We start from the raw sequence: 21,066 nt of genomic DNA on the forward strand, positions 1-21,066 counted from the left end.
CTTCGGTTCTTTTTCTTGCTTTCATTTAATGGACTTGATTGATTTTCTTTAATTGACTGATTTGCTGGGCGACATGAAGAATCAGCTGTTGTTGGCCGTCTATTGGTTTCCCACCGTAAAGATAATCTTCATAGGTTGCCGTCAGTTGGATAAAACTCCCGTGGAAAATAGGATAAACAGCTTCCAATCGGCTGGCGTACTCACTAAGAGGTTCCGAATCAGCATGGAAAAGAACTTTTGCTGCTTGTTTCATCAAGACAGGATAGGCGGTTGGTAATGGTTCGGAGCGAAAGCGAGCAATCAACCAGATGCGAATTCGGAAAAAGTAGCGGCGCAAAAGATACAGTAATCCCAAGAAAACCAAGCATGCGATACCTTGCAGAAAAGAACGGATCCATTGCCATGTTTCAGGTGAGAAAAGGTGTTCTTCTGCTGGCGCAACAGTTGCCGTCATTGTTGTGGAACTGCTGGTCTCACTACTGCTGCTGGTAGAAGACTCGCGACTAGAACTGCTCGTTTCAGGTAATACTTCAGAAGAGACAGTTGTTGTTTGCAATTCGGGACGATCAGGATTTTGAAAGTTCGGCGTCGGCTCAAACGGTACCCAGCCAAAACCGGCAAAATAGACTTCCGCCCACGAATGCGCGTTGCGGTTTCTCACGGTAAATGTTGTCAGGCCATTTTCAGTTTGAGCATCTCCTGGCGAAAAACCCTTGACCCAGCGCGCCGGAATATCGAGCGTTCGTAATAATACCACCATCGCAGTCGAGAAATTATCACAATAGCCAACTTTTGATTCAAACAAAAATTGATCGACATAGTCTTGTTCTTCTGCTGGATAGACGGCATCCGTTTTTGAATAACGGAATTCAATTGAATTTTTCAAGTGATTTTCAATGGCTGTGACTTGTTCGAAGATGGTACTTTGATCTTCTGTGATTGAGCGCGCAAGCTGCCGAATCCGAGCAGGAAGGTTCTCTGGTAATTGTGTATAGTCAACAGGAGTATCTGGCTGTTGCAGCGGCAAGGATTGCAATGTTACAGCGGCATAGTCCGCTGGCTGCCAAGCCAGTGAAACTTCAATCTGTTGTTGCGGCTCCATTAGATCGACTCGTTGAACCGCATCATCCACAATAAATCCAGTGGATCCTTCTTTAATAGTCAGTTGACTACTTCCATAGGGTAATGGCAAATAATCTCCCTGATTCTGCAAATAAAGCTGGACTGTTTCTTCTTTAAGATAATCTTGTTGATAATTATCATCTGCAATCCGCAGGGAATCAGGCACTGTTCGCAGATCTTCTTCTCGTATCGTGTTGATCCAACCCTTGCCAGAATAAAAATCTTTGCTTTCTACTCGCCAATAATGGCGGGTATCTTGTTGTGCTGTAAATAACACGGTATCATCGTCTAATAAAGGACCGCCTAATTGCCGATCATTTTCGCTAAAGCCTGTACGGGACCCGCTAGGTGCACCATGTTCTTCGATAAACTGATAAAAGCCGCGTTGATTCGCTTGTGTGCGTATACCAGTGGTAGCTGCTACCAAGTGATCGCGAATCGCGGTTCTTGGCAGCAGTGTTGCTCCAACCAACAGCAACGAACATAGCAGGGTGAGCCCCAGCCAGAACGACCATTCTCGTACTGTTTTCAGCTGTTGGGTTTTGATCAGGCTGCAAAGAACTCCGCAAAAACACACCCCCAACAAATGCCACGTTAGATTGAAATCATTAAAAATCACGACAGTCAGCAGATAGAGACACATTGCACCGTAGACAATATAAAAATGCTGAATGTAGATCGAGAACACAGCAAACAGAAGAATGCCGGTGACGATAATGGTCACTGCAACAAGTTCAGTGATATAACCGACTTTGCCAGCCAGAATCTCGCTGAGAGCTGTTTGCAAATCATAAAAATATCTTTGGAACCAAGTGAAGGAAAATCCTTCACCATAAGGAAAAAAGCGGTAAAGAGTGACAAACCAGCCTACGATGTAAAAAGGCAGACTGTAGCGAAGACGAGGACTTAAAATACTCACGAAGCAAATCAGAAAGGCGTACAGAAGCAACGTAGTTTGGTGCCCCAAGTGGTAGACTGCTAAAAACGGCAGTACCGTCAAAATGATCGCAATGTAAGTCAGAGCTCCGATTATGGCTTTTTTGATCAAAGGATTCATTCAGACACCTCTTTGTTCGACAGTCGTTGGATCAGGTCATGATACGTATAAACTTGCAGCATGTTGCTTGGCGTCAAGGATTCCAGATAGACTTCTAAGGATTGCGAGACAGCCGGTGTGATGATAATCACCTGACGCCCTGAGATTTTGGGCAATGGTTCTGGGACTGTGATAAATGGCTGAATCGCTGCGAAAGCTCCAGCATGGATTTGATAAGGAGAATCCAGGTCCTCGCCGATCAATAGTTGCTGAAAAGGCATCTTTTTAAGCAAGAGATTTTGGAGCGAAAAGAAGATCGCCAATGTGTCTTCAAAAGCAGGGTGAGATTCACCCCAAAACAACAAAGTCAACTCCTGTTGTTGTTCCGTTTCATGTTCTCGATAAATCAGTTCTTGCTGTTTACTGGAGAGCTTCCAGTCAATATGCTTTAATGAATCCCCTTGCTGATAGTTACGGTAGTTTCGAATGGTGAAATTTGATTCCCCGTAAGTATATTTTAGCGGCTTTTTTTCAAAAAGTGTCATCAAGGATAGGACCTCGGGTCGATATTCTGGCAAAATGAGGATTTCTTGTTGGATTTTCATTTGCCGCCTTTTTCTGAAGAATCCCCAAAGTTCCTGGCTTGTGAGGGTCAATGGCAGTCCATTATATGCTCCTCGAGCGGTAGGAAGCCACAGCACCTCTAAGCGGATGGATTCGCCCCGATAAAAAGTGAGCGTCTGTTCCTGATTTTGAAAGAGCAAAGACAGCTTTGGGATTGGCAACAGCGTTGGCCGATACTTGAAAACTTGCAGCGGCAAAGGCGTTTCTTTGTTTATTTGTGTTTGGATCGATTCTTCAAGAGTCACTTGGATTTTATTAAGGGAAGGCAGAATGAATAACAAGTCTGCTAGTACCAATAAAGTAACAAAAAAGAAGAGACTCCAACCTGCTTCATTATTGAAAACGATACAATAGCTTAGTAAAAGAAAATAAGTAACAAAAAATACCAGATATTTTCCGAATAACCGCTGTTTGCTCATCATCAGCGCCTCACTGGTACAGGAACGCGTTGGATCATTTGCTTCATGATCTCAGAGAGACTTTCCTGGCTGGCGGTAATCCCGCCTTTTAATAATAAGCGATGACCAAAAACGGCTGGCAAAATTCGTTGCAAGTCTTGCGGTGTCACATAGGTTCTTCCTTCGGTCAAAGCCAATGCTTTTGCCCCTTTCAAAAAGGCAATACCGCCACGAGGGCTGATGCCTAAATCAATGGCATTATGGTTGCGGCTAGCTTGGACCAGCTGCAGCGCATAGCGAGCAACTTGATTGTCCACGAAAACTTGATCGACCATTTGTTTCAATGCGGTAACTTCCTGCGAGGTCAATATTGTCTGAATTTGATTGAGGGATTGCTGGCGTTGTCCAATCAGTAAAGCAAGCTCATCTTGAAAAGCAGGGTAGCCAATGTGTAATCGAAACAAAAAACGATCCAGTTGTGCTTCCGGCAAAGGATAGGTTCCTTCATATTCGATTGGGTTTTGAGTCGCCAACACAAAGAAGTGAGGGCTTAGCGCGTAGGTTTGATTATCGATGGTCACGTGATTCTCAGACATTGCTTCCAATAATGCTGCTTGTGTACGAGGTGTTGTCCGATTGATTTCATCTGCTAATAACACAGAAGTAAAGATAGGTCCCGGTCGAAATTCAAATTGCTGGTTTTCTGAATTGAAGATCGATACACCTAAGATATCATTGGGCAAAAGATCTGGGGTAAACTGAACACGCTTATAGTCGCTTTGGATGGCTTTTGCCAATGATTTGACTAGCATCGTTTTCCCTACTCCGGGAATATCTTCAAACAAAACGTGACCACCTGCCAATAATGCCGCCACAGTTAATTGGATCACATCACGTTTTCCTAAAATCACTTTCTCGACTTCATTGATCAACGCATCGATCTTTTGTAGTTCATCTGCCATTTTTCAACCTCCTTGAGCCTTTTCTTTTATTGTATCGGTTTTTATTTGCAATCGCAATTTATTGAAGGCAGCTCCTATCTCCAAGAAGAGAACTAGTCAAGCAATGGGCAGCAATCTGATCTGCTTGTCGTAAATTAAAAGCATTGGTTCCCGGTTGTGCTGTGGCGGCGGTTAGCCAGTGAATGCCTTCTGTTGGGATACCAAAACAGTAAAGTCCTTCTTGAATCTGATCATTTGTATCAAGCAACTGGCTTGTGGCCGGATCAATCGCAATGGCACCTGTGTAAAACGGAGCCTCCTTAGGAATGTATAACTTATGAGGACTGGCAATGCCATCAGCTAGTAATTGTCTTAACAATGGATTAGCGGTACGACGAATATCCGTCGATTGAATCCGAGCTTCCAATATCTGCTTAGCGGCGTATCGTTGTTGGGGATAGCAGGCTGAATAGGCCACAAAGGTGCCGCTTTCTTCAACGATCATCTTTGGACCAAGAATCGTGACGATATCCGCTTCGATCAGTGCGATCAATTCACGAATGCGCTGAAGTGGGGGCCAATCGATAAAAAGGCGTTCAATGGAACGAAAGACTGCCAGAATTTTTCTTTTAATGCTTTTGGCGAAAACAATTGCTGATTAAGCATAAAGCGAACCGGATCACGCAAATCTTTTAACAATTCAAACATACTACTGATCGGACTTGTTAAATTTCCTTTGGCCGCTTCTGTAACATCCCAAGTAAGATAGGTCATCAGAAAGTCGCGAACCGATTGGCTTTCTTTTCTTTTGTAAGGATCGAAGATATAGCGCCAGTCCAACCAATTTTGGCGAGGAATTTGGAAGTCTGTCAAAACATCGGCGGCGCCATTTTGGCGGACAAATTGTTCAGTAAAAGCCGCTTGATCATCTTCAGACTCTTGAGACAGCCAGCGTTGATAATAAACAAGTTCCATTTCTTTCTGCAAATAAAAGAAAAACTCAGTGGACTGATCTTGCCCTTTCGCTTGCCAAGAGCGGAGTCGTTCCGTTGTCAAGAAGCGAGGCAGAATCTGTTCTGTTGGATGTTTCTGATTGGCTCCTCGTGCGTGGTATGGCAAACCTCTTCCTGATCCGGCAATGATTGTTGGTTCATTGCCAGAAGGAATGTAGCGAAGGCGATCAGAACCAATAAAGACACCGCCGCGATCAGTGGTCAAACGGGTGACATAATCAAAGAACGCCAATCCTAGACCTCGGAGAATAACGTGTTCTCCGCCTTTAACTTTATTAAAATCGACATCCGCTGCATTCTGAGGCGGAGAATACAAAAAGCCTTTTTGGCGGGCGAATTCGTTTAATCGATCTTCTTCTTCAGTGAGCGAGACTTGATGATGCCCAACTGCCAGAATCACTCGGTCCGATTGAAGAGAATGCCTGTCTGTTTTTAGTAAATAGTGCGTTTGTTTCGGTATTAGGCCAATGGCGTTTTCCTGCAAATACGTGAATGTGATGAATGGGGGCAATGTTTCAACCAATTGCTGATAAAACCATTTCTGATACAGCCCGTATAATGCGCGAGAACAATGACCGTCAGGATCCAACTTGTCAATTTCTGATACCAGTGAGGGCTGATTTTTTTTAGCAAAATTCCTACCGTCTTTTTTTGCCCATTCGTAAAGACTGGGACCGGGGTTGATCGGGCCGCCAGTTTCTAGCGTTTCGTCAGTAAAAAGGGTGACTTGACTGGTCACAGAATTGAGTAGCAAACTTTGCGGTTGATTCGTTTGCCAAATAGCGCCTCCAGGGGGATAGGGATCAATCAATGTGAGAGATAGGGACTGCTGATTGATACTTGCTTGAGCAATCAACCTTTCACATAGTGACAGTCCTCGTGGTCCAGCACCGATGATTGCGATGTTCATTTTCATTCCTCCTTCGCAAACTGGAGAATCTTTTTTGATCGATGACTTATTTTCTTTCACTTTAGAGAAATTTTTGAGGAACTGCAACTATTGCGACTGGTTTCAGAAAAACCATTCAAGTAATGGCTTAAAATAAGAGGAAATAAGAAGAAAGAGGATTGCTCTGTGATAGGAATAAAATTGCTGGAAAGAAGAAACTTCGATACAATGAATAAGAGAAGAATTTGGATGTGCATGATTAAAGGACAAGTAAAGTGGATTCTTTTCATAAAAAAGCGAAAAGAGGGATACAATGTTTGTGGAACACATTGCCATTTGGGTTCGTGATCTAGAAAAAATGGCCGAATTTTATGAAACGTATTTTGGTGCCCAACGTTCTGAAAAATATCACAACACCAAGACTGGGTTTCAATCTTATTTTTTGCGTTTTGATTCTGGCAGTCGTATCGAATTAACGACAAAGCAGCATCTTCACCCTGGTGGAACAGATACACTGGGTTACACGCACTTAGCGATGGCTCTGAAAAGCCAAGCGGAAGTGGATGCTTATGCCCAACGTTTTGTTTCAGATGGCTTTCCTCTGCTGAGCGGTCCCCGCACAACAGGGGATGGTTATTATGAAGCGGTGATCCAAGATCCTGAAGGGAATTTGATCGAAATTACTGTTGCGTAAACAAAAAACGAACGGTGATCCCCTGATTTGGCGTAACTTTTCGCCTGCAAAAAGGAGAGATCTACTCGTTCGTTTTTTTGGCGCAACTCCCAATGCCCAACGGAAAGGTTTAGCAAGATAGATCGTAGGGGGTATTGCGGAAAAGCAGCCAGTGCATACCCAAGATCATGGCTTGGTCGAAGTCGTGAACAAAGGTATATACAGGATGATTCGGCTGTTTGGTAATAAAAGGGTCGTGAGTGATAGCCGCTAGCAAGTCTTCTTCTATTGCTGCTGTACTGGCAAAAACAAAGCGATCAGGAGCAAAAGCAGCATTATAAAAAGGCACTAAAGCAGATAAGCGGGTCACCAATTCTTGAGTACTTTTTGGAGCACCTTTGTCGATAAAGCCGGGTAAGTATTTTGCTTCTCCAGCAAGCGCATTTTGGCCTTCTAACAGAGAAGCATTGAAGATCAACGTGATCCCTGGCATGCTGTTTTCGGGATTATAAATACCTACGATGTTTTCCGAGAGAGAAATCTGCTTGGCGATACAATGGCCAACGGTCAGCAAATGGGCATCATTTTGATAAAAGCAAGGAATAGGCGTAATCTCCTTGAATAACTGGTCAAGATCCCATCCATCAAACTTTTCATACCAGCTGGAAGTCACGACACCCTCACTGATTTTTCCTGGCAACAGCACAGCGATCTGTTCGACATCAGCGAAAGCTTCGATAGATTGTCGGACAAGATTCTGAAAGGCTGTCGGTGTGATCTCGGAAAAAGCTTGGTGCTGCGCAGCTAAGATCGTTCCTTTCAAATCGATGTGGTAGCTTCTCAACTCCAATTGACGATTTACTTCTATCAAAGCGAGCAACAATGATTTTGAGTACTTATAGTTAAAGCAATATTCGATAGCTGGGCGCCCAATCTCTCTTTGAACGAGCTTGCCTTTCGTTACCATTCCCTTTGAAACAAGATCTTTTAATAAAGAATTGATCGTCACCATGCTGATGCCGGTCTCTTTTACCAGATCGGATGCAAAAGAGGTCCCTTTTTGAAACAATTCTTTTAAGACGACTTGAATATTCTGGTGGCGAATCAAGTTTTTATTGGCAGACATGTTATTGCCTCCTTTAGTGAACCTGGTTTATTAAGTATAGCGATGAAGCGCAGCAATGTAAAGAAAGTTCCTAAAGCGATTGACGGTTTTCAGTTAAATAAGTATATTTAATTAAGGTAGTTAAATAAATAGAGCGGCAGCGACGCGGCGAAGGATGTGGAATGAGATGATCAAACTGATCATTACAGATTTAGATGGAACATTTTTAAATAGCCAGGGGGTCTTTGATCAAACCTATTTTGACAAAGTCAGCCAGATGATGGAACAAAGAGGGATAGCCTTTGCCGCTTGTACTGGCAAGCAGTGCGAGCGCGTAGAAGAACTGTTTGGGGATCAAGCAGCGAAAATCTGGATATTAGGGGATAGTGCCACACGAATCAAACATCAAGGAGGCTATGTTTTTGAATCCTTACTCCCAAATGCATTGGGGCAGCGTTTGATCCAACGATTAGAAAAAATAGCAGATGACCATGTGATCATTGCTTGTACCCCAACAGCCGCTTATATCAAGGAAACGACAACGGAAGAAAATGCAGCCCGGGTTCGAGGTTCTTATCGTGTTGTCAAAACGGTCACCAGTTATAGTGAGATCCAAGAAGACTTCGTGAAAGTGACGGTATATGATCCTAAGTTACGTTGTTTCGATAGCGTCAAGCAGCTGTCTTCTTTTGCAGCAGATGCCTACATCGTTGCTTCAGAAGCTGCGTGGATCGATATCACTAATCAAGGTGTCCATAAAGGGACAACAGTAGCCCAATTACAGAATTTGCTGGCAGTGAGTCCCCAAGAAACGATGGTCTTTGGGGATGGATTGAATGACAGCGAATTAATGGCCGCTGGCACCTACAGCTTTGCAATGAAAAATGCTTTTGAGGAAATCAAGGAAGCTGCAGCTTTTGTGACCCGCTCCAATGATGAAAATGGTGTGCTGCGAACCATTGAACTGATTTTGGCGTTACAGGAATCTAAGCATTGATCTAATCGATTTAGGCTATCGGTTCATTGATTGATAGCTGCAAAAGAGCAACCAGCAAAAAAAAGGTCTGCAACATAAGTTCTTCAACAAACTGACTATCTGAAGGTTGTTGTAATTGTCCTGCGGTCAGCAGGGTATCTCCATAAGGGGGAAATACCTCGCGCAATTCAATTACTGTCATTCAGATAGTTTAGTTTGGTTGATCCTTATGTCGCAACCTTTTTTTCTTTCGGTATTGCTCGTTCTTTAAAAAAGGTACCTACCGATTTTCATTATGGTCTTCATTCGACTCTTGACTATGCGACAGACTATAAGGATAAGCTTGCGCTGACCAAGTCTTACTGCGGGGAACGATGCCTAGAGTATAGCGGATCGTCGAACCAGCGATCAGTTCATCATGAGTAAAGAACAACCGAGAGTGTTGTTTACCATTTAGAGTCACATTGTCGATAAATTGCTGCTGCGGCTGATTTGGCGTGCTGTGGATTTTAAGTTCTTTTCCATTCGACAAAAAGAGTGTCGCTTCGTCAAGCAAAGGCATCCCCAAAACGTATTCGCCGGTACCAGGAGTGACAGGATAGAAACCTAATGCGTTAAAAACATACCAACCGGACATGCTGCCATTGTCCTCATCTCCAGGATACCCTTTTGGAGAATCATCGAAACATTGGGTCAGCAATTGTTTAATCAATGGTTGTGCCATTTCTGGTTTGCCAATGTAACTAAAGAGATAAGGATAGTGGAAACTAGGCTGATTCGAGATAGCTAACTGACCAAAATCCAAGGCCGCCATTTCACTCATTTCATGAATCTCAAAACCGTAGCCCTCGGTAGTATAATGGGGAGCTTGATTGCACAAATCCACCAGTTTTTGTTCAAAGGATTGTTTGCCGCCATGAGCTGCGATCAGGCCAGCAAAATCATGGAACACAGCAAAGCTACTTTGCCACGCACTCCCTTCTGCATAATCACGACCCCAACGATAGGAATCAAAATCCGTCCGAAAATCACCGGCTTTGTCTTTTGCTCGCATAAAGCCTGTTTCTGAATCAAAGATCGCTAAATAGTTTTTTGCTTGCTGCTGATAGTAGCTTGCTTCAGGGTCAGCCAGAGAACTTGCCACTTGGGCAATGCAAAAATCACTGTAACAATAATCAAGGGTATGATTGACAGATTCATGGTACTCACTAGGAACATAGCCGTATTTCAAGTAATCGGCAGTTCCTTGCCGGCCGTAATTTGGATTTGGACTCTGAATGGAGGCTGCTTTCTTCATAGCTGTTAAGAACTCTGGCATCAAGTCAGGTCGAATTCCTTTGACGCAGGCATCAGCGATCACAGCATCGATCAATGTACCTGGCATCAGCCCTCGCTCATCAGGTGATAACCATTTTGGCAAGAATCCGCTTTCTTTAAAGCTGTTCAAAAATCCTTCCAACATATCTTCTAGCTGCTCGACCGCAATCAGAGAAAAGAGTGGGTAGACTGTTTTGTAAGTATCCCAGAAACCATTGTTTGTATAAAGCGGTCCTGGTTTGATGGTCTTGGCAAGTGTATCGTAATGGATTTTTTGACCAGATTGATCTCGTTCATAAAAAGTCTGCGGGAATAAAAACAACCGATAAAAATTATGATAAAAAGTTGAAACTTGTTTTGGATCGTGGTGCTTGATATCTATTCGATTCAAGTAGTTTTCCCATGATTGCTGCGCATTAGACAAGTAGTCAGCTGTTGTTTGATCCAACTCACGGCTGAGATTCAGAAAGGCTTGCTGAGAACTTAAAAAGGATGTCCCAAAACGGATCGTTTGCTGATTTTTTTCTTCAAAACGAATCACCACAAAGCCATTTTCTCCTGATAATTCCCCTTCAATCGCATGAACAGCTGTTTCAAAACGCAAGATGAAGTGAAAAGCAAAGTCATTGTCTTCACAGCCAGAGTAATTGATGACCTGTCCTTTGACGGTCTGTTCGTCGACTTGCTGCAGCTGATAGCGCCCAGGCAAAGAGATTCCTAAGCCAGGATCAGTCACTGCACCATCTAGAGCCAGAATGCCTCCGTACATGCTTGGGATCAATGTTGTAGTGAGTTGGTAGCGTTGGCTTTTCACTTGTAAACAAGCTGGATTGAAGACACTTTCTTCTGGACGATAGGAACTTTGGGCATGAAATAGTGTATTTTCTGATAACTTCCCATTAATAGGCAAAAAAGTAAGGTGACTAAAATCGCCCATCCAAGGGCTTGGCTGATGGGTCAGTCGAAATCCTTGAAACGTACGGTCTTCAGGATGGAACCACCAACTTCCACGTTGGTCGCTTGTTTGAGGGGCAAAATAGTTCATGCCAAACGGAACCCCTGTATAAGGGAGACAGTTGCCGTGAGAAAAGCTGTATTGATTATCTGTCCCATGCCTCGTATCGATCATTGTTACTTTCATTTTGTTTGCTCCTTTATGTCATTGTTTTTGGTCAATTGTTGAATCTCTGACAACTAAAGTGACTGCGACTTTCTGATTCGCTGTTGCAGACTCATCTTCTTTGGCGAGCGTAGATAAGTCGGCAGCAGTTGACTGAATCAACTGTACTAATTTTGTACCAGCCAAACGACCCAACTCGGCAAAATTTTGTTTTACAGTGCTGAGAGGTGGATCCACCAATGCAGCCGCTTGAATGTCATCGAAGCCGATCACAGCAAACTCTTTTGGAACCTGAACCCCAACTTGTTTCAATTGGCGCATCAATTCGATGGCGACAAGATCATTCTCGCAGACAGCCCCAGTCAACTGATTCTCTTGAATATAACTAACAGCTGATGACAAAAGTGCCTGAGGATCATCAAGTTTTGTTCGAAAAGACGACTGTTGCTTTTTTAATTGATCCACATAGCCTAGATAACGTTGGCGGACAGACTGTGGATGGTGACGTTCACCAAAAATATAGCCAATGCGTTGATGACCTTGTGCCAAAAGATGTTCAGTCGCTAACTGTCCTCCTTCAAAGTTGTCTGCCAAAACAGCTGGGAATGAGAACTCATGCAGTGCTTTATCAAGTGTGACGACAGGGAACCCTTGTGAAGCCAGTTCGAAAAGCAGATCATAATTTGAATTCGTGTTGTTAGCGTAGTAGATCATTCCGTCAAATTCTTCTGTCAAAGCTTCGGCCGTGGTTTGCTCCAGATAATCAACAGGTGTCAGCATCAATTCGAATCCCTGTTCCTGCATGACTGGATAGATGCCTTCCGTAAAATTGCCAAGGGAAAGGTCATTCGCGAAGGGTAAAATAAACAGCACTTTCCCCTTTGATTGTGGTTGGATCGGTCTACGAACAAAACTGCCACTTCCTTGAATACGATAGATCAGCTGATTTTGTTCCAATTCAGTTAAGGCTCGCTTGGAGGTGATGCGACTCACTTGGTATTTCTCTGACAATTCCTTTTCAGTAGGGACACGGCTTTCCGGAGCTAACTCACCGCTTTGAATCTGCTCATACAATTCGTGATAAATTTTTTTGTATAATGGTTCTTTCATGAGTTGATCTCCTTTTTTTTTTGATATATCATATTCACAGGATAGCATATTCGTTCAAAATTGAAAATAGAGTTTTGTCAAATTGCACTAGACAATGCTGAGAAACATCGTTATACTGAATTCGTAAAATGATATATCAAATTTAGGACGGTGACCAAATGGCTTATCAAGAAATACCAAATTCAGTTGCAAACTTTATGCAGGAAATAACCGAACGTTGCGGAAGTGAACATGCGGATTGGGCAAAAAACTTCAATGCTGCTTTTGCTAACACATTGTTGACAACGGTCAAACGCCATGAAGATGGCACAACATTTCTACTGACAGGGGACATTCCGGCGATGTGGTTGCGAGACTCAACCGCGCAGGTACGACCTTATTTAGTAATTGCCAAGGAAGATGAAGAGCTGGCAGCGATGATCAGCGGATTAGTCAAGAAGCAATTTTTTTATATCAATATCGACCCTTATGCCAATGCCTTTAATGAAGCAGCAAATGGCGCCGGGCATCAAAGCGATTTGACAGAGATGAATGATTGGATCTGGGAACGAAAATATGAGATCGATTCTTTGTGTTATCCCATTCAATTGGCGTACCTGTTGTATAAGAATACTGGCAGAACAGATCAGTTTAATGACGATTTTGTGGGCGGTATCAAAAAAGCCCTTCATGTTTTTGCCACGGAACAAAATCATCAAGAATCTCCTTATCGCTTTGAGAGAGAAACATGGCGTAAAGAAGATACCTTAATCAATGACGGGAAAGGAGCGCCTGTCGTACCAACTGGTATGACCTGGTCGGGATTTCGTCCCAGTGACGATGCATGTGCTTATGGTTATCTGGTTCCTTCGAATATGTTTGCTGTAGTGGTTTTAGGCTACATTGTTGAGATTTTTAGTTCTATCTTGAATGAACCAGCGATTGTTACTCAAGCAAAACAGCTCCGATCAGAGATCCAAGCAGGGATCGATGCGTTTGGCAAAACCACCAATCAAGCGGGTCAAACGATCTATGCCTATGAAGTCGATGGTCAAGGCAATGCCACTGTGATGGATGATAGCAACGTACCGAATTTGATTGCCGCCCCTTATTTAGGTTACGGATCAGATCAAGATGAAACCTATTTAGCCACACGCAAAACGTTGCTCAGTTCCGAAAATCCTTACTTCTATGAAGGAAAATATGCGAAGGGGATCGGAAGCTCTCATACACCAGAAAACTATGTGTGGCCGATCGCGATGGCAATGGAAGGCATGACGACACCAGATAAGGCGGAGAAAGAACGAATCCTCAATCAATTAGTTGCAACCGATGCTGGCACCCATTTGATGCATGAAGGATTCGATGTGGATGATCCGACGAAATATACCCGGGAATGGTTCTCATGGGCCAATATGATGTTTTGTGAGCTTGTCATGGATTACTTTGATATTCGAGTAGAAAAATAAGCATCTCCGGCAAAAACGAGAGGAGTTAGACAATGAAAAAACAAATTTATATCGTATCTCATAGTCATTGGGATCGTGAGTGGTATATGCCTTATGAGCAACACCATATGCGCTTGATTGAATTGATGGATGATCTATTGGAATTGTTTGAGAAAGATCCTGAGTTCCACAGTTTTCATTTAGATGGTCAGACCATTATCCTAGATGATTATTTGGAAGTTCGTCCGGAAAAGCGGGCAGCGGTCAAACGAGCAATTGATCAAGGAAAATTACAAATTGGTCCCTTTTATATTCTTCAAGATGACTTTTTGATTAGTTCAGAGTCCAATACCCGCAACATGTTGATTGGGATGGCTGAAAGCAAAAAATGGGGAACACCCGTCATGCTGGGCTATTTCCCGGATACATTCGGGAATATGGGCCAAACACCGCAAATGATGAAGCAAGCCAACTTACACAGTGCAGCTTTTGGTCGAGGAGTTAAGCCAATCGGGTTTGATAACGAAGTTTTACCGGATGATCAGTTTACCTCCCAATACTCAGAAATGAATTGGCGAGGTCCAGATGGCAGTGAGATCTTTGGTCTACTTTTTGCCAATTGGTATTCCAATGGCAATGAGATTCCGGTTGATCGGGAAGAAGCACACCAGTTTTGGACCCAAAAATTGCAAGATGTTGAGAAATTTGGTTCGACAAATCATTACTTGATGATGAATGGGGTGGATCATCAGCCTGTCCAAAAAAATATCAGTGAAGCGATCCGCTTAGCGAATGAATTGTTCCCTGATTATGAATTCAAGCATGCTGGGTTCACAGAGTACCTTGCAGCAGTTCAAGCGGATTTGCCAGCAGACCTTGGGACCGTGAGCGGCGAATTGACAAGTCAAGAGACAGACGGCTGGTATACGCTAGCCAACACGGCCTCCTCGCGGGTTTATTTGAAACAATGGAATACGCGCGTCTCACGTCAATTGGAAAATGTGGCTGAACCATTAGCAACGATGGCGTATGAGGTAACGAAGAAGTATCCCCACGATGTGCTGGACCACGCTTGGAAACTGTTGATGCAAAATCATCCTCATGACAGTATTTGTGGCTGTTCGGTGGACGAAGTGCATCGGGAGATGATGCCGCGGTTTGAAAAAGCCAATGAAATCGGCAAATATGTCGCTGATGAAGCAGTAGCACAGTTGCTAAATGCCATCGATACTTCCGCTTTTCCAAAAGAAAGCCGACCATTTGTAGTCTTTAATACCTCAGGGACGACACGTTCGGGCATCGTTGAAGTGGAAGTAGAACTGAGCCGGAAAACATTCCGAGAAGGGCTTCCTAGCCGGTTATATCAAGAGTTGCAGCAACAGCCTAAAGGTTCTTACCAAATCATTGATTCTGAAGGAAAGATCTTACCGGCAAAAATCAGCGAAGAAGAAGTGCTTTTTGACTATGAATTACCGAAAGACGCTTTTCGGATTCCTTTTATGAAGCGTTTTGTCAATGTACAAGTCCAAGTGGATCAAATGCCGGAATTTTCATGGCAGACCTTTGCACTGATTGAGGCTGACAAGCCACAAGTAGCATCTACGACAGAAAAAATCGTTTCAGCAGATGGTCGTGTTTTAGAAAACGCGTTTGTCCAAGCAACGATCACTTCAAACGGCAGTCTGACCATCAAAGAAAAAGCAACCGGGAAAGAATTGACGGATTTATTGGTTTTTGAAGATGTTGGCGATATCGGCAATGAGTATATTTTCAAACAACCTGAAGGGGACCGCGCCATTTACTCAACAGCTTTTCCTCATCAAATTGAGGTCATCGCAAATTCTGCTCTTTATGGCGTCGTTAAAGTAACGCAGATGATGCAAATTCCAGTATCGGCTGATGAGCAATTACTTGAAGAACAAAAAGCAGTCGTCGATTTCCGTTTCCGTAAAGCACAAAGGGTGCAACAAACAGTGCCATTTACCTTGGAAACAGAAATTCGCTTGGACTGCAACAGTAAACGAATCAGTTTTAAAACGACAGTGAACAACCAAAGCAAAGACCACCGGTTACGGGCGCTTTTCCCTACGGGTATCCATACGGATCAACATGAAGCTGATAGTATCTATGAAGCAGTTAGAAGGCCGAATCAAGTCTCTAGTCATTGGCAAAATCCGACAAATCCACAGCATCAACACGCATTTGTTAATTTACATGAGGAAGATTTCGGCGTCACAGTTTCCAATACTGGTTTAAATGAATACGAGATCGTAGAAGACAAAATTTGTTTGACATTGTTACGATGCACAGGAGAACTTGGCGATTGGGGCTATTTCCCAACACCAGAAGCGCAATGTATCGGTAAGCATACGTTTGAGTACGGGATTGAGTTGCATGCTCAAGCCAACGAACGCTACGAAACCTATCGACAAGCACAAGCAGCTCAAGTGCCTTGGATCGCCCGGCAAACAGCCATCCACTCAGGTCTATTAGAAAAACAGTCACAATTCGTGGAAGCCAATGGCGCTACAGTGGCGATCACGGCTCTTAAACGTCGTCGCCAAGATGACTTGCTCGTTCTAAGAGGGTACAATCTTGCCGATACAGCAACACCTTTTGTCGCGAAGAAAGAAAAGACAGATCGTTGCCTGCTTAATTTGTTGGAAGAAGAACAGCCTCAATCAGTCGGAGAAACACTGGCTGCTTATGAAATTCGAACAATCGGTTTGAAGGAGTGAAAAAGATGTTTTATGGTGCAATTGAAGCCGGTGGAACAAAAATGAATTGTGCGGTCGCTGATGAACGATCTATCATTGATGAGTGCTCACTACCTACGACGACACCAGAGGAAACGATGGCTGCTATTTTTGCTTTTTTTGATAAGTACACCTTAGCCACCATGGGGGTAGGATCATTTGGTCCGATTGGGATCGATCCTCAACAAGAAACGTATGGCAAAATCTTAGCAACACCCAAAAAAGGCTGGCAGCAGTTTGATTTTTTAGGGACTTTGAAAAAACGGTATCCCGCCACTCGTTTTGCCTGGACGACAGATGTCAATGCTGCGGCTTTTGGGGAACTGAAACAAGGTGCAGCACAAGGAATGCGCAGCTGCGTGTATCTAACTATTGGCACTGGTATTGGAGCTGGAATCGTAATCAATGAGGAAATCTTCCAAGGCGCAGGTCATCCGGAAGTTGGACATACTTTTGTGAAACGGCATCCGCAGGACGATTATGTCGGCACCTGTCCCTATCACAAAGATTGTCTGGAAGGGTTAGCAGCTGGTCCCTCACTGGAAGCACGGACAGGTATCAAAGGACAACATTTGCCAAAAGATCATGAGATTTGGGATTTACAAGCCTTTTATATTGGGCAAGCACTTGTGAATATCACTTTGACAGTTGCCCCTGATCGAATTGTATTAGGAGGCGGAGTGATGAACCAACCGCATCTTTTGACGAAAATCCACGATCAGTTTACTGAGCAAATGGCTGGTTACATGGAAACACCGACAGTCACAGAATACATTGTTGCTTGGGGGCTGCCGAACAAAAGCGGCATTATTGGCAGTCTGTTATTAGGAAAAGAAGCTCAATAAAAAAAGTAAAACAAGCAGCAATACGTGCTGCTTGTTTTTTTTGTGAAGAAAAATCGTCTTTTGATCGATGGGGAAAATCATACAAAAGATAATAGAAAAGACAAAATCTTTAATTTGTTTCTTTTTACCTTTAGTTTGTTCCTTAATTATTCACAATGAAAGCGTTATTCTTATAGCAGAAGGAGTTGATCAAATGTGAAGAAAAAGGGATTTTGGAAAAATGTGTGGCAATTTAAAGCACTTATCTTAATGGCACTTCCCGGTGTCATTTGGTTCATCTTTTTTTTCTATATTCCAGTATTTGTCAATGTCGTTGCATTCAAAGATTTTCGTCTTTCACCAGACGGATTTTTTGCCAGTCTGCAACAGAGCCCGTGGGTCGGGTTTGATAATTTCAAATTTTTATTTGCATCAAATGATGCTTGGCTGATCACTAGAAATACATTGCTTTACAATATCGTGTTTCTAGCATTCAATCTATTTTTTGCCATCGCCTTTGCGATCGTGATGAGTGAATTGCGGAACAAGCGATTGGTCAAAGTGTATCATACCATGTCATTGCTGCCTTATTTTCTTTCATGGGTAGTTATTTCCTATTTTGTCTATGCCTTTTTGAGCCCTGACAAGGGAATTATCAATCAATGGATCACCAACATGGGTGGTGAAGGAATCAACTGGTATGCCGATCCAAAATGGTGGCCATTTATCTTTGTTTTCATGAACGTCTGGAAGAGCTTGGGCTACAACAGTATCATTTATTACGCATCGGTGATGGGTATCGATCAAACCTATTATGAAGCAGCGATGGTGGACGGGGCCAATAAATGGCAGCAAATCAAAAACGTGACACTGCCGCAATTATTGCCGATGATCTCTGTCTTATTGATTTTGAATATCGGCGGGATCTTCCGGGCCGACTTTGGTCTATTCTACCAAGTTCCTCGCAACTCAGGTGCATTGTATCAAGTTTCTTCCGTTTTAGATACCTACATCTATAATGGCTTGACGGCCACAGGTGACTTTGGCATGACTGCTGCCGCCGGACTTTATCAATCCGTAGTGGGTATGTGCTTGCTCTTAGCTGCCAACTTAGTGGTACGTAAATTAGAACCAGATTCAGCATTATTCTAAGGAGGATGGACGAATGAAAAAGAAAGTAGCAAAGGTCGAAGTCCGTTCCTTTAATCCAACGGTCAACCTGATTTTCAATATTGTTTTGGCGCTATTTGCCTTTTCTTGTGTCTTACCATTTTTATTTGTAATTGCAATTTCTCTGACGAGTGAAACCTCGCTAGCTGAGAATGGCTACCGCTTTTGGCCCGGTGAATTTTCTTTTGCCGCCTATAGCTATCTCTTTAGTGGCGCCATGAGCAGTAAGATTTTTCAAGCATTTGGGATCTCCGTCTTTATCACCGTCTTCGGGACAGTCATCAATGCAACGATGACTTCATTGTATGCCTATGTGATTTCTCGTTCCAATTTCCCATTTCGGCGATTCTTTACGCTCTTTGCGTTGGTAACGATGCTTTTTGCCCCAGGAATGGTAGCCAATTACCTAGTAATGGTTAATTTGATTCAATTAAAAGATACGATTTGGGCATTGATTTTACCGATTGCATTAGGTCCTTTCAATATTTTAGTGATGCGGACTTTCTTCAAGAAGACTGTGCCAGACAGTATTATTGAGTCAGCTCGGATCGATGGTGCCAGCGAAATGAAGATTTTCATCTCGATCGTCTTACCATTAGCGGTTCCAGGAATCGCTACGATCAGTTTATTTGCGGCACTTGGTTACTGGAATGATTGGTTCAATGCATTGTTATACATTCAAAAGGATTCACTAGTGCCGTTACAAGCACTATTGATGCGGATTCAATCGAACTTGGATTATTTAGCTAAAAGTACCGGTATGGCTGCTCAAGTTCAAGGTGGATTGGCCGCATTGCCAAACGAGACTGCTCGGATGGCAATCGTTGTAGTAGCAACATTACCAATTGCCATTACTTACCCATTTTTCCAACGATATTTCGTGGGTGGCTTGACAATTGGCGGTGTCAAAGAATAATAAGGATATAGGAGGAAAACAAATGAAATCGTGGAAAAAAACAATGTTTGCAGGATTCGCTTCAGCAATGCTGTTGAGCTTAGCTGCTTGCGGGTCAAACGGGGAGTCGTCGGATTCTGATTCTAATAGTGCGGATGGCGTAACGACTTTGTTGATGTATCAAGTCGGGGACAAACCAGAGAACTTTGATCAATTGATGGAGATCGCCAACAAACGGATCGAGGAAAAAATCAATGCACGGATCGACCTACAGTACATCGGCTGGGGCGATTGGGATCAAAAAATGAGTACGATCATTTCTTCTGGCGAGAACTATGATATCTCTTTTGCATCTAATTTTGTGGCAAATGCCCAAAAAGGAGCATATGCGGATCTGACCGACCTCGCACCAAAATATGCTAAGGAAGCTTATGATCAATTAGATGAAGCATATATCAAAGGCAACACCATCGATGGGAAGCTGTATGCCTTTCCTGTTAATGGAAACGTGTATGCGCAACAAGTATTGACATTCAACAAACAATATCTCGATAAATACGACATTGATATCAGCAATATCAATTCTTATGCTGATGCAGAAGATGCCTTGAAAAAATTCCATGAGAAGGAACCGAATATTGCCAGCTTCGCAATTGGTCAAACCTTCAACATTTCAGGGAACTATGACTATGTCATGGGGAAAGACTATCCATTTGCGGTCAAACTTGACGGAGACACTACAAAAATCATCAACCCATATGAAGATGACGAACAAATGGCAAACTTGAAATTGATGCACAAATGGTATAAAGAAGGATTGATCCCAACAGATGCCGCAACCAATACCACTGGCTATCCATTAGAAGGAAATACTTGGTTTATGCGTGAAGAAACCCAAGGACCAATGGATTACGGCGATACAATTTTGAACAATGCTGCCGGTCACGAATTGATTTCTCGTCCGCTTACCAAACAATTGAAATCAACAGGGCAAGCCCAAATGGCGAACTTTGTGGTGGCAAATGTTTCTAAAAACAAAGAAAAAGCTGTCGAATTCCTTGGTTTGTTAAACAGCGACCCTGAATTGTTGAATGGACTTGTCTGGGGTGTTGAAGGAGAAGCATGGGAAAAAGTGGAAGGGCAAGATAACAAAATCAAATTGTTGGATGGCTACAAACCAAACACTCACATGGCGGCATGGAATACTGGGAACAATATGATCTTGTATACGCAAGAATCGATCACTGATGAAATGATCAAAGAACGTGACGAAAACATTGCTAAAGCCGAAGAATCACCAATTTTAGGTTTCAACTTTAAAACAGATAGTGTGAAGACTGAAATCACCAACATCGCCAATGTGATGAATCGTTACAAAGCAAGTCTAGCAACAGGGACCATTGATCCAGAAGAAAATGTGCCAAAACTAGTGGAAGAATTGAAAACAGCTGGTTGGGACAAAGTTCGTGATGAAATGCAAAAACAATTCGACGAATACCGTGAATCTGGAAAATAATTAGTTAAAATAAGCGGAGCAACTGCGCGTAGGAGCAGATGAGGAGTAGCCGATGAATGATTTCGTCACTCCTCATTTGTTGTACATAATAGAATAAGATAGAATAAGCGGCGATAAGCGACAGAAAAAGTAAAGACTCGCATTTTGAGAAGTG

General features: G+C 43.0%; 17 protein-coding genes. 8 read left to right on the top strand and 9 right to left on the bottom strand.

Annotated features, from left to right (window positions below):
• Nucleotides 1-25: 25 nt before the first annotated feature.
• From ACTFWY_RS12135 to ACTFWY_RS12155, 5 genes are read right to left on the bottom strand one after another with little or no spacing between them, the layout of a single operon-like run.
• On the bottom strand, nt 26-2,179 hold the full coding sequence (locus tag ACTFWY_RS12135; RefSeq protein WP_311828222.1) for a DUF4129 domain-containing transglutaminase family protein: 2,154 nt from the start codon (nt 2,177-2,179) through the stop codon (nt 26-28).
• Nucleotides 2,176-3,204, bottom strand: coding sequence for a DUF58 domain-containing protein (locus ACTFWY_RS12140; RefSeq protein WP_439926967.1), 1,029 nt, complete (start codon nt 3,202-3,204; stop codon nt 2,176-2,178). The genes ACTFWY_RS12135 and ACTFWY_RS12140 overlap by 4 nt, the downstream gene beginning before the upstream one ends.
• On the bottom strand, nt 3,204-4,142 hold the full coding sequence (locus ACTFWY_RS12145) for an AAA family ATPase (RefSeq protein WP_003125938.1): 939 nt from the start codon (nt 4,140-4,142) through the stop codon (nt 3,204-3,206). Before ACTFWY_RS12145 ends, ACTFWY_RS12140 begins: the two co-directional genes overlap by 1 nt.
• Nucleotides 4,143-4,200: 58 nt before the next feature.
• Complete coding sequence (locus ACTFWY_RS12150) at nt 4,201-4,674, bottom strand: hypothetical protein (protein ID WP_439926969.1); 474 nt, start codon at nt 4,672-4,674, stop codon at nt 4,201-4,203.
• Nucleotides 4,671-6,044 carry an FAD/NAD(P)-binding protein gene (locus ACTFWY_RS12155; RefSeq protein ID WP_439926970.1) on the bottom strand — a complete coding sequence of 458 codons (1,374 nt, stop codon included), beginning with the start codon at nt 6,042-6,044 and terminating at the stop codon, nt 4,671-4,673. The genes ACTFWY_RS12150 and ACTFWY_RS12155 overlap by 4 nt, the downstream gene beginning before the upstream one ends.
• 292 nt (nt 6,045-6,336) lie before the next feature.
• Here ACTFWY_RS12155 and ACTFWY_RS12160 point away from each other — a divergent pair, with 292 nt between their 5' ends.
• Entirely contained in the window at nt 6,337-6,717 is a 381-nt protein-coding gene (locus ACTFWY_RS12160) for a VOC family protein (RefSeq protein WP_003125943.1), read from the top strand.
• 109 nt (nt 6,718-6,826) lie between these two features.
• On the opposite strand, the gene ACTFWY_RS12165 is transcribed toward ACTFWY_RS12160, so the two are convergent.
• On the bottom strand, nt 6,827-7,822 hold the full coding sequence (locus tag ACTFWY_RS12165) for an ROK family protein (protein ID WP_311828225.1): 996 nt from the start codon (nt 7,820-7,822) through the stop codon (nt 6,827-6,829).
• 166 nt (nt 7,823-7,988) lie between these two features.
• Here ACTFWY_RS12165 and ACTFWY_RS12170 point away from each other — a divergent pair, with 166 nt between their 5' ends.
• Nucleotides 7,989-8,798 carry an HAD-IIB family hydrolase gene (locus ACTFWY_RS12170; RefSeq protein WP_311828226.1) on the top strand — a complete coding sequence of 270 codons (810 nt, stop codon included), beginning with the start codon at nt 7,989-7,991 and terminating at the stop codon, nt 8,796-8,798.
• A gap of 10 nt (nt 8,799-8,808) precedes the next feature.
• On the opposite strand, the gene ACTFWY_RS12175 is transcribed toward ACTFWY_RS12170, so the two are convergent.
• The 3 genes from ACTFWY_RS12175 to ACTFWY_RS12185 all read right to left on the bottom strand — a co-directional run bounded on the left by ACTFWY_RS12175 (nt 8,809) and on the right by ACTFWY_RS12185 (nt 12,324).
• A complete protein-coding gene (locus ACTFWY_RS12175) occupies nt 8,809-8,979 on the bottom strand; it encodes a hypothetical protein (protein WP_311828227.1) in 171 nt (56 codons plus the stop codon).
• A 78-nt stretch (nt 8,980-9,057) separates the two neighbouring features.
• On the bottom strand, nt 9,058-11,235 hold the full coding sequence (locus ACTFWY_RS12180) for a GH92 family glycosyl hydrolase (RefSeq protein ID WP_311828228.1): 2,178 nt from the start codon (nt 11,233-11,235) through the stop codon (nt 9,058-9,060).
• A gap of 18 nt (nt 11,236-11,253) precedes the next feature.
• Nucleotides 11,254-12,324 (bottom strand): GntR family transcriptional regulator, encoded by a 1,071-nt coding sequence (locus ACTFWY_RS12185; RefSeq protein WP_103299463.1) that lies wholly within the window; start codon nt 12,322-12,324, stop codon nt 11,254-11,256.
• A 158-nt stretch (nt 12,325-12,482) separates the two neighbouring features.
• Here ACTFWY_RS12185 and ACTFWY_RS12190 point away from each other — a divergent pair, with 158 nt between their 5' ends.
• From ACTFWY_RS12190 to ACTFWY_RS12215, 6 genes are all read left to right on the top strand, one after another.
• Nucleotides 12,483-13,772, top strand: a complete 1,290-nt coding sequence (locus tag ACTFWY_RS12190) for a glycoside hydrolase family 125 protein (protein ID WP_113849476.1) — start codon at nt 12,483-12,485, stop codon at nt 13,770-13,772.
• A 32-nt stretch (nt 13,773-13,804) separates the two neighbouring features.
• Nucleotides 13,805-16,489 (top strand): alpha-mannosidase, encoded by a 2,685-nt coding sequence (locus tag ACTFWY_RS12195; RefSeq protein ID WP_103299464.1) that lies wholly within the window; start codon nt 13,805-13,807, stop codon nt 16,487-16,489.
• Between the two features lie 5 nt (nt 16,490-16,494).
• Nucleotides 16,495-17,352, top strand: coding sequence for an ROK family protein (locus ACTFWY_RS12200; protein WP_005470873.1), 858 nt, complete (start codon nt 16,495-16,497; stop codon nt 17,350-17,352).
• A gap of 249 nt (nt 17,353-17,601) precedes the next feature.
• Nucleotides 17,602-18,483: an ABC transporter permease gene (locus ACTFWY_RS12205; RefSeq protein ID WP_086269301.1), complete on the top strand. Its 882-nt coding sequence runs from the start codon at nt 17,602-17,604 to the stop codon at nt 18,481-18,483.
• Between the two features lie 13 nt (nt 18,484-18,496).
• Complete coding sequence (locus tag ACTFWY_RS12210; protein WP_003125954.1) at nt 18,497-19,417, top strand: carbohydrate ABC transporter permease; 921 nt, start codon at nt 18,497-18,499, stop codon at nt 19,415-19,417.
• A gap of 22 nt (nt 19,418-19,439) precedes the next feature.
• Nucleotides 19,440-20,912 (top strand): ABC transporter substrate-binding protein, encoded by a 1,473-nt coding sequence (locus ACTFWY_RS12215; RefSeq protein WP_003125956.1) that lies wholly within the window; start codon nt 19,440-19,442, stop codon nt 20,910-20,912.
• Nucleotides 20,913-21,066 lie beyond the last annotated feature (154 nt).

The sequence above is a fragment of the Enterococcus sp. 125944 genome (genome assembly GCF_051909435.1).
GTDB lineage: Bacteria > Bacillota > Bacilli > Lactobacillales > Enterococcaceae > Enterococcus_D > Enterococcus_D gallinarum.

What these genes read in the sequence shown, in the direction of transcription:
- ACTFWY_RS12140 (WP_439926967.1), bottom strand. Translation starts at nt 3,204, where the DNA reads ATGATGAGCAAACAGCGGTTATTCGGAAAATATCTGGTATTTTTTGTT.
- ACTFWY_RS12135 (WP_311828222.1), bottom strand. Translation starts at nt 2,179, where the DNA reads ATGAATCCTTTGATCAAAAAAGCCATAATCGGAGCTCTGACTTACATT.
- ACTFWY_RS12210 (WP_003125954.1), top strand. Translation starts at nt 18,497, where the DNA reads ATGAAAAAGAAAGTAGCAAAGGTCGAAGTCCGTTCCTTTAATCCAACG.
- ACTFWY_RS12185 (WP_103299463.1), bottom strand. Translation starts at nt 12,324, where the DNA reads ATGAAAGAACCATTATACAAAAAAATTTATCACGAATTGTATGAGCAG.
- ACTFWY_RS12145 (WP_003125938.1), bottom strand. Translation starts at nt 4,142, where the DNA reads ATGGCAGATGAACTACAAAAGATCGATGCGTTGATCAATGAAGTCGAG.
- ACTFWY_RS12195 (WP_103299464.1), top strand. Translation starts at nt 13,805, where the DNA reads ATGAAAAAACAAATTTATATCGTATCTCATAGTCATTGGGATCGTGAG.
- ACTFWY_RS12175 (WP_311828227.1), bottom strand. Translation starts at nt 8,979, where the DNA reads ATGACAGTAATTGAATTGCGCGAGGTATTTCCCCCTTATGGAGATACC.
- ACTFWY_RS12160 (WP_003125943.1), top strand. Translation starts at nt 6,337, where the DNA reads ATGTTTGTGGAACACATTGCCATTTGGGTTCGTGATCTAGAAAAAATG.
- ACTFWY_RS12155 (WP_439926970.1), bottom strand. Translation starts at nt 6,044, where the DNA reads ATGAACATCGCAATCATCGGTGCTGGACCACGAGGACTGTCACTATGT.
- ACTFWY_RS12180 (WP_311828228.1), bottom strand. Translation starts at nt 11,235, where the DNA reads ATGAAAGTAACAATGATCGATACGAGGCATGGGACAGATAATCAATAC.
- ACTFWY_RS12170 (WP_311828226.1), top strand. Translation starts at nt 7,989, where the DNA reads ATGATCAAACTGATCATTACAGATTTAGATGGAACATTTTTAAATAGC.
- ACTFWY_RS12200 (WP_005470873.1), top strand. Translation starts at nt 16,495, where the DNA reads ATGTTTTATGGTGCAATTGAAGCCGGTGGAACAAAAATGAATTGTGCG.
- ACTFWY_RS12190 (WP_113849476.1), top strand. Translation starts at nt 12,483, where the DNA reads ATGGCTTATCAAGAAATACCAAATTCAGTTGCAAACTTTATGCAGGAA.
- ACTFWY_RS12215 (WP_003125956.1), top strand. Translation starts at nt 19,440, where the DNA reads ATGAAATCGTGGAAAAAAACAATGTTTGCAGGATTCGCTTCAGCAATG.
- ACTFWY_RS12205 (WP_086269301.1), top strand. Translation starts at nt 17,602, where the DNA reads ATGGCACTTCCCGGTGTCATTTGGTTCATCTTTTTTTTCTATATTCCA.
- ACTFWY_RS12165 (WP_311828225.1), bottom strand. Translation starts at nt 7,822, where the DNA reads ATGTCTGCCAATAAAAACTTGATTCGCCACCAGAATATTCAAGTCGTC.